Origin of the sequence: Schaalia sp., assembly GCF_050312375.1 — a bacterium.
GTDB lineage: Bacteria > Actinomycetota > Actinomycetes > Actinomycetales > Actinomycetaceae > Pauljensenia > Pauljensenia hyovaginalis.
The window spans coordinates 1-5688 of the sequence record NZ_JBNOYB010000034.1 but is presented as its reverse complement, the minus strand read 5'-3'; the positions used below and the strand labels follow the sequence as shown (position 1 = coordinate 5688).

At 69.5% G+C, this 5688-nt stretch carries 6 protein-coding genes and 1 tRNA gene; 1 reads left to right on the top strand and 6 read right to left on the bottom strand.

The genetic code is table 11. The features are described from left to right. Nucleotides 1-81: 81 nt before the first annotated feature. The 3 genes from ACQY7V_RS02470 to nhaA all read right to left on the bottom strand — a co-directional run bounded on the left by ACQY7V_RS02470 (nucleotide 82) and on the right by nhaA (nucleotide 2875). A complete protein-coding gene (locus tag ACQY7V_RS02470) occupies nucleotides 82-477 on the bottom strand; it encodes an FKBP-type peptidyl-prolyl cis-trans isomerase (RefSeq protein ID WP_154476421.1) in 396 nt (131 codons plus the stop codon). A 29-nt stretch (nucleotides 478-506) separates the two neighbouring features. Further along, the gene (locus ACQY7V_RS02465) at nucleotides 507-1478 is read right to left on the bottom strand and encodes a Bax inhibitor-1/YccA family protein (RefSeq protein ID WP_303774964.1); all 972 of its coding nucleotides are present in this window, start codon (nucleotides 1476-1478) and stop codon (nucleotides 507-509) included. Between the two features lie 71 nt (nucleotides 1479-1549). Further along, complete coding sequence (nhaA, locus tag ACQY7V_RS02460) at nucleotides 1550-2875, bottom strand: Na+/H+ antiporter NhaA (RefSeq protein ID WP_277299036.1); 1326 nt, start codon at nucleotides 2873-2875, stop codon at nucleotides 1550-1552. A 281-nt stretch (nucleotides 2876-3156) separates the two neighbouring features. Here nhaA and ACQY7V_RS02455 point away from each other — a divergent pair. Continuing rightward, nucleotides 3157-3229 (top strand) — tRNA-Leu (locus tag ACQY7V_RS02455). A gap of 121 nt (nucleotides 3230-3350) precedes the next feature. On the opposite strand, the gene ACQY7V_RS02450 is transcribed toward ACQY7V_RS02455, so the two are convergent. The 3 genes from ACQY7V_RS02450 to ACQY7V_RS02440 all read right to left on the bottom strand — a co-directional run. Next, nucleotides 3351-4331 carry an exopolyphosphatase gene (locus ACQY7V_RS02450; protein ID WP_428638732.1) on the bottom strand — a complete coding sequence of 327 codons (981 nt, stop codon included), beginning with the start codon at nucleotides 4329-4331 and terminating at the stop codon, nucleotides 3351-3353. A gap of 42 nt (nucleotides 4332-4373) precedes the next feature. Further along, nucleotides 4374-4883 (bottom strand): DUF501 domain-containing protein, encoded by a 510-nt coding sequence (locus ACQY7V_RS02445; RefSeq protein WP_303772805.1) that lies wholly within the window; start codon nucleotides 4881-4883, stop codon nucleotides 4374-4376. A gap of 70 nt (nucleotides 4884-4953) precedes the next feature. Continuing rightward, a partial coding sequence (locus ACQY7V_RS02440; protein WP_428638729.1) for an FtsB family cell division protein occupies nucleotides 4954-5688 on the bottom strand: 735 nt, incomplete at its 5' end.

Sequence of the window (5688 nt, the reverse complement as noted above, 5' to 3'; positions counted from 1 at the left end):
TGACTGGTCCGACCGGTCGGTCGGACCCCGCCCCCTCTTGTTCGATCCGGCGGCTCCGCCCTCGTCCCGAGGGCCGCGCGCTCAGGCGACGCCGAGGATGTCGGTGACGAAGACCAGGGTGTCGCCGCCGCCGATCCCCGCCTGGGGGACGCCGCGGGCGCCGTAGCCGTACTCCGGCGGGATGGACAGGAGGACGCGCGAACCGACGCGCTGCCCGACGAGGCCGTCGTCCCACCCCCGGATCACCATGCCCACGCCGATCTGGAAAGACAGCGCCTGGCGACGATCGTAGGAGTTGTCGAAGACCCCGCCATCGAAGACCTGGCCGAGGTAGTGGCAGTGAATGGTGTCGCCCGGTTCGACGACCTGGCCGTCGCCCTCCTTGAGGACTTCGACGAGGAGCTCGTCGGAGGGCGCGCCCTCGAATGCGAGAGCCGGCTTGTCGCCGAATTCTCCTGTGACGGTGATGTTCTCCATGGGTCTCCTAAGGGGTCGAGGGCTCGGAATCAGTTGTCGCGGAGGATGGCGAGGAGCCGCAGGATCTCGAGGTACATCCACACGACGGTCACGAGGATGCCGAAGGTGCACACCCACGCGTACTTCGCGGGAACTCCCCGCTGCACGCCGACCTTCACCTGGTCGAAGTCCTGAATGAGGCTGAAGGCCCCGATGAGGACGGCGAGCAGGCCGACGGCCAGTCCCAGCGGGACACCCATGATCGTCATCGAATCGAAGCCGGAGGAGATCACGCCCGTGAAGGTGAGGATCATCGAGAGGATCCTGTACACGAGGATGCCGACGAGGCCGATGAGCGTGAACTTCATGAGCTTCGAGGAGTTGCGGACCTTCCCGGACGCGAAGAGCGCGAGGGTCACGGTGAAGACCGCCGCAGTGGCCAGGAGCGCCTGGATGACGATGCCCGGATAGGTGTTCTCGAAGACGGCGCTCAGACCACCCAGTGCGAGGCCTTCGAATGCCGCGTAGGCGAGGACGAGGGCGGGGCGGATCGTCTTCGAGAAGGAGTTCACCATCGCGAGGATGAATCCGCCGATGACGCCGGCCACGACGAGCATGAAGCCGACGCCGGGAGCCGTGGCGACGGCCGTCCAGGAGACCAGCGCGCCGACCAGGAGGACGGCGAGCGAGATCCCGGACTTCACGATGACGTCGTCATAGGTCATCCGGCCGCGATCGACGGCGTCGGCCGCCGGGGACGCGAAGGTCTGCTCCATGTAGGGGAAGGCTTCGTCGGCCGTCGGCTGGCCCTGATAGCCGCCCGTCGCGCCCGGGTAGGAGCCCGGGGCGTTCCAGGTCTGCGCGGGCGCCGAGGACGATCCGGCCTGATCCGGGTATGTCGGAGCGGGGGCTGACGCGGAATGCCCTCCCGGCGTGTAACCGGGCATGGTCGGGTATCCGTTGGGCGTGAATCGCTGCGTCGCCCACTCTTTTTCAAGCTTGTTGAAGACGGGGTTGGACACGGGGTCTCCTCATGTCGTTGTCGATACCTTGTCCATTGTCCCATGCGCCATCGGCCTCGGCTCGACGAGAATCAGCCACGCGCCGCGCCCCGGCGCCTGCTGCGCCGCAAAGTCTTCTTCGGGTGCGAAGCCGCATCGCCGCGCGCCTTGACCCGCAGGCGGGCCTTCAGTGCGAGGGCCGCCAGGATCGCCGAGGCGAAGGTCCCCAGGATGACGCCGAAACGGGCGTGGAAGACCGCGACCTCGTCGGTGAAGGCCAAGCCGCCGATGAGCATCGCGACGGTGAAGCCGATGCCCGCGAGCAGGGCCATCGCCGCTACGTCCGGCAGATCCACTCCGTGACCGAGGCGCAGCTTGGTGAAGCGCGTGAGGATCGCGACCGAGCCCCAGATGCCCGCCAGCTTGCCCAGGGGCAGTGCGATCGCGATGCCGAAGGTCACCGGATCCGACAGGGCTCCGAGAACACCGCCCTCGGCCCCCAGCACCGGAACGCCGGCGGCGAAGAAGGCGAAGACCGGCAGGGCGAGGCCCGCGGACCAGGGACCCACCGCATGGGCGAAGTCGTGGGTCATCTGCCCTGCTCGCGTGCGCTTGGCCGGGACCACCAGGCCCAGGGCGACGCCCGCGATCGTCGCGTGCACCCCCGAGTTCGCCATGAGCGCCCACGCCGCGACGCCGAGCGGGATGAGCAGCCAGGGGCTGCGCACGCCCCGTCGGGTCGCGAGGGCGAACACGGCGATGACCAGGAGGGACGCGCCGAGGGCGAGGAAGTTCAAGCCGGACGAGAAGAACACGGCGATGACGATGATCGCCAACAGGTCGTCGACCACCGCGAGCGTCAACAAGAAGGTGCGGGCCGCCGGCGGCAGCCCCTTGCCGAAGATCGACAGGATCGCGACCGCGAAAGCGATGTCGGTGGCCGTCGGAACGGCCCAGCCGCTCCACGCCGAGGAGCCGAAGACGGCCTGAATGGCCGTGTAGACGAGCGCAGGCCCGACCATGCCGAAGGCCGCGGCGATCATCGGCAGCGCGGCTTCCTTCATGTCCCGCAGGGCGCCCGTCACGAACTCCGTCTTCAGTTCCAGACCGACGACGAAGAAGAAGATCGTGAGCAGCCCGTCGGCGGCCCACTCGTGCACCGACAGGTCCAGGCCGATCGCGGAAGGCCCGAAATGGGCGTGGGAGAGGGTTTCGTAGGCATGGGCCAGAGGCGAATTCGAGACGAGGAGGGCGATCATCGCGATCGCGATGACGAGGAGTCCCGCCCGGGTCTCATCGGCGAGGAAGGCGAGGAGATGATCCCGCGCCCTTCCGATCGAGGATGCCGCAGTCCCCCTCTTCCGCGGGGCGGTTGATGAGGCGTGCTCGGGCTTTCCGTGGTCGTTCGCGGGGCTCATGTCGAAGAGGTCCTTCCGTTCGCGGCTCGGACCAGTCTAACGGGGAGGGGCGGGAGGGGCCCGGGAGGCCCTCGAGGGGAGGCGCCCCGGGCCGAGGCGAGCACCTCTTAGCGCATCGACACGGCCGGAGCGGGGGGGCGGAGCGGTCGGGCAGGCAGGGCCGGCAGTACCGCTGAGGCCGGCATTGCCGATGAGACCGGCAAGGTCGGCGATGCCGACGATGCCGGCGGGAGCGGCGAAGGGCTACAGTGGGGGCCTGTGCGCGGTCGATCCGGCCCGCCGCCCCCGTAGCCCAACGGCAGAGGCATCCGACTTAAAATCGGCTCAGTGTCGGTTCGAATCCGACCGGGGGCACCTGAAGACGCGATCGGCTGGCCGACGCGCCCGAACGGGCTCCGAGCGCGCCTCGGGCAGCGGTTACCGCTGGCATCGGGCGCCGTGCGGACCCGATGAGCCCCCGCCCGGCCCGCCCGGGTCAGACGCGATCGGCGGCGATCGACATGGCGATGCCGTCGAGGATGTCGTGCTCCGAGGTGCAGACGCTCGTGATCCGAGTGCCGCGCGTCGCGGCGCGCTCGACCACGCGGTGCACGATCCTCGACCAGATCAGGGCCCCGGCGGCGATGACGTCTTGACGACCGTCGGGCATGAATCCGAGGGCGGCCTTCACCGCGACCGGCTGATCGATCATGAAGCGCACGGCCTCGTCGATCTGAGCCAGGTCGAGGCGCGCCCCGTGGATCTTCTCGGGCTGGTACGTCGGCAGTCCGAGGGCCTGCGCCGTCAGGGTCGTCACCGTACCGGCGACGCCGACGAGGGTCGCCACGCGGTCCAGATCGACCACCCTCTCGGCATTGTCCAGCTGCTCATCGATCCAGGCCGCGGCGCGCTCCTCCTCCGCGGCGGGAATCCCCTGCTCGGGCGCGCAGTGGGCGAAGAACTTCTCGGTCACGCGCACGGCCCCCATGTCGACCGAGATCGCCTGACGCACCTTCGAGTCGCCGAGGACCAGCTCCGTCGAGCCGCCGCCGATGTCCACGACGAGCATCGGGACGGGCTCGCCCGCCCCCAGCGCCGACACGGCGCCGGAGAAGGACAGCGCCGCTTCCTCGGTGCCCTCGACGACCTCGGGCTCGATGCCGAGCACGGCGCGAACGGCATCGACGAACTCCTGGCGGTTCTCAGCGTCCCTCGTCGCCGAGGTCGCCACGAAACGCACCGCGGTGGCGCCCAGGCGATGGATCATGCGCTCGTACTCGACGACGGCGTCGATCGTCCGGTCGATCGCCGCCGGGTCGAGGCGCCCGCTCCGATCGACCCCCTGCCCGAGACGGACGATGCGCATCTGGCGGGTGAGGTCCGTGAGTCCCACGGAACCGTCCTCCCGCCTATGCGCGTCCGCGACGAGGAGTCGAATGGAGTTCGTTCCGCAATCGATGCCAGCTACACGAGTCACCGGAAGATTCTCCCACACGCCGGCAGTCGGCAGTTCAGGGGTTCAGCACGAACAGCGCGCCCTGCTCCACATTCCGCGCTCCTCCATCACGTCCAGGGCCCGATCCGCGATGGGATTCACTCCGGGGCCCGCCGCGAGCGCATGACCGACGAGGGCGTGCAGGCACTTCACGCGCTCGGGCATTCCGCCGGCTGAGACCCCCGCGATCTCTTCGACCTCGCCGAGGAGGTCCCGGCGCGCGATGTAGTCGTGATGCGCCTGCGCATACTGCGCTCGCACCCCCTCGTCCTCGGCGAGCAGGGCGTTGTACTCCTCCATGACGTGCTCGGCCTCCAGCGTCGAACACGCCTTCACGATCGGGGGGCAGGTCAGGTAGAAGGTCGTAGGGAAGGGGCTGCCGTCCTCCAGGCGCGGAGCCGTCATCACGACGGTCGGGCGACCGCAGACGCAGCGCGCGGCGATCCCCACGACGCCCCTGGGCACTCGGCCGAGCTGTTCGCGCAGGACCTCGAGGTCCTCTTCCGTTGCCGGATCGACGGGAGCGGTGCTCACTGGAGTCTCCTTCGCTTCGAGCAGCCCGGTTCAACGAGGGCTCGCCCTCAGGCTGCGACGTGAGTGCGGACTACCCCGATCCGTCCGACTGACCCGCATCCGCACCCGGAACGGGGGTCGACTCGCGCGGCGAATCGGCTTCTTTGAGGAGGATAGCGACCACCTGCACCCACGGGCGAGTCGGCCCCTGGGCCTGCGCCGCCGCGATCTGGGCCTCGTCCTGATAGTCCTCGCCCGGATCGACGACCGTGAACTGGGTTTCGCCCGGCTTGACGTACCCCAGCCGCTCACGGGCCTGGGAGGCGATGTAGTCCGGGTTCTGCCAGAGGTCGAGCTCCTGCTTCATCTCGTCATTGCGCTCCTGGGCCGCCTGCACGCGGGCCGTGATGTCGCGCAGCTCCTGCTCCTGGCGCCACCATGCGTACAGGTTCGGAACGAGGAGGACGGCGAGGACGCCCGCGAGGAGGATCACCGACAGGAGGCGCGTCGAGATCTCCAGGCCGCCGACCACGAAGGTGCGCCCATCGCGCACCCGCGATGCGCGCCCCTGCTCATGCGCAAAGTCCCGGCGCTCCCTTTGCTCCCGATTCTTCGGCTGGCGCGGCCCGGTCGTCGCACGCGCGCGCGTCTGGCGGGCACGGCGATTCGAGGCGAACGAACGGGCGGACGAGGGCGTCCGGCCCGAAGCGGCCGAGCGCTTCGACGATGACGGCTCCGCGCCTCCCGCGGGCTCCCCGCCCGAGGCATGAGCGCCGCCGGACAAGCCCCCGCGCCGTGACGAAGCGGTGCGCCCGGACGCAGCGGG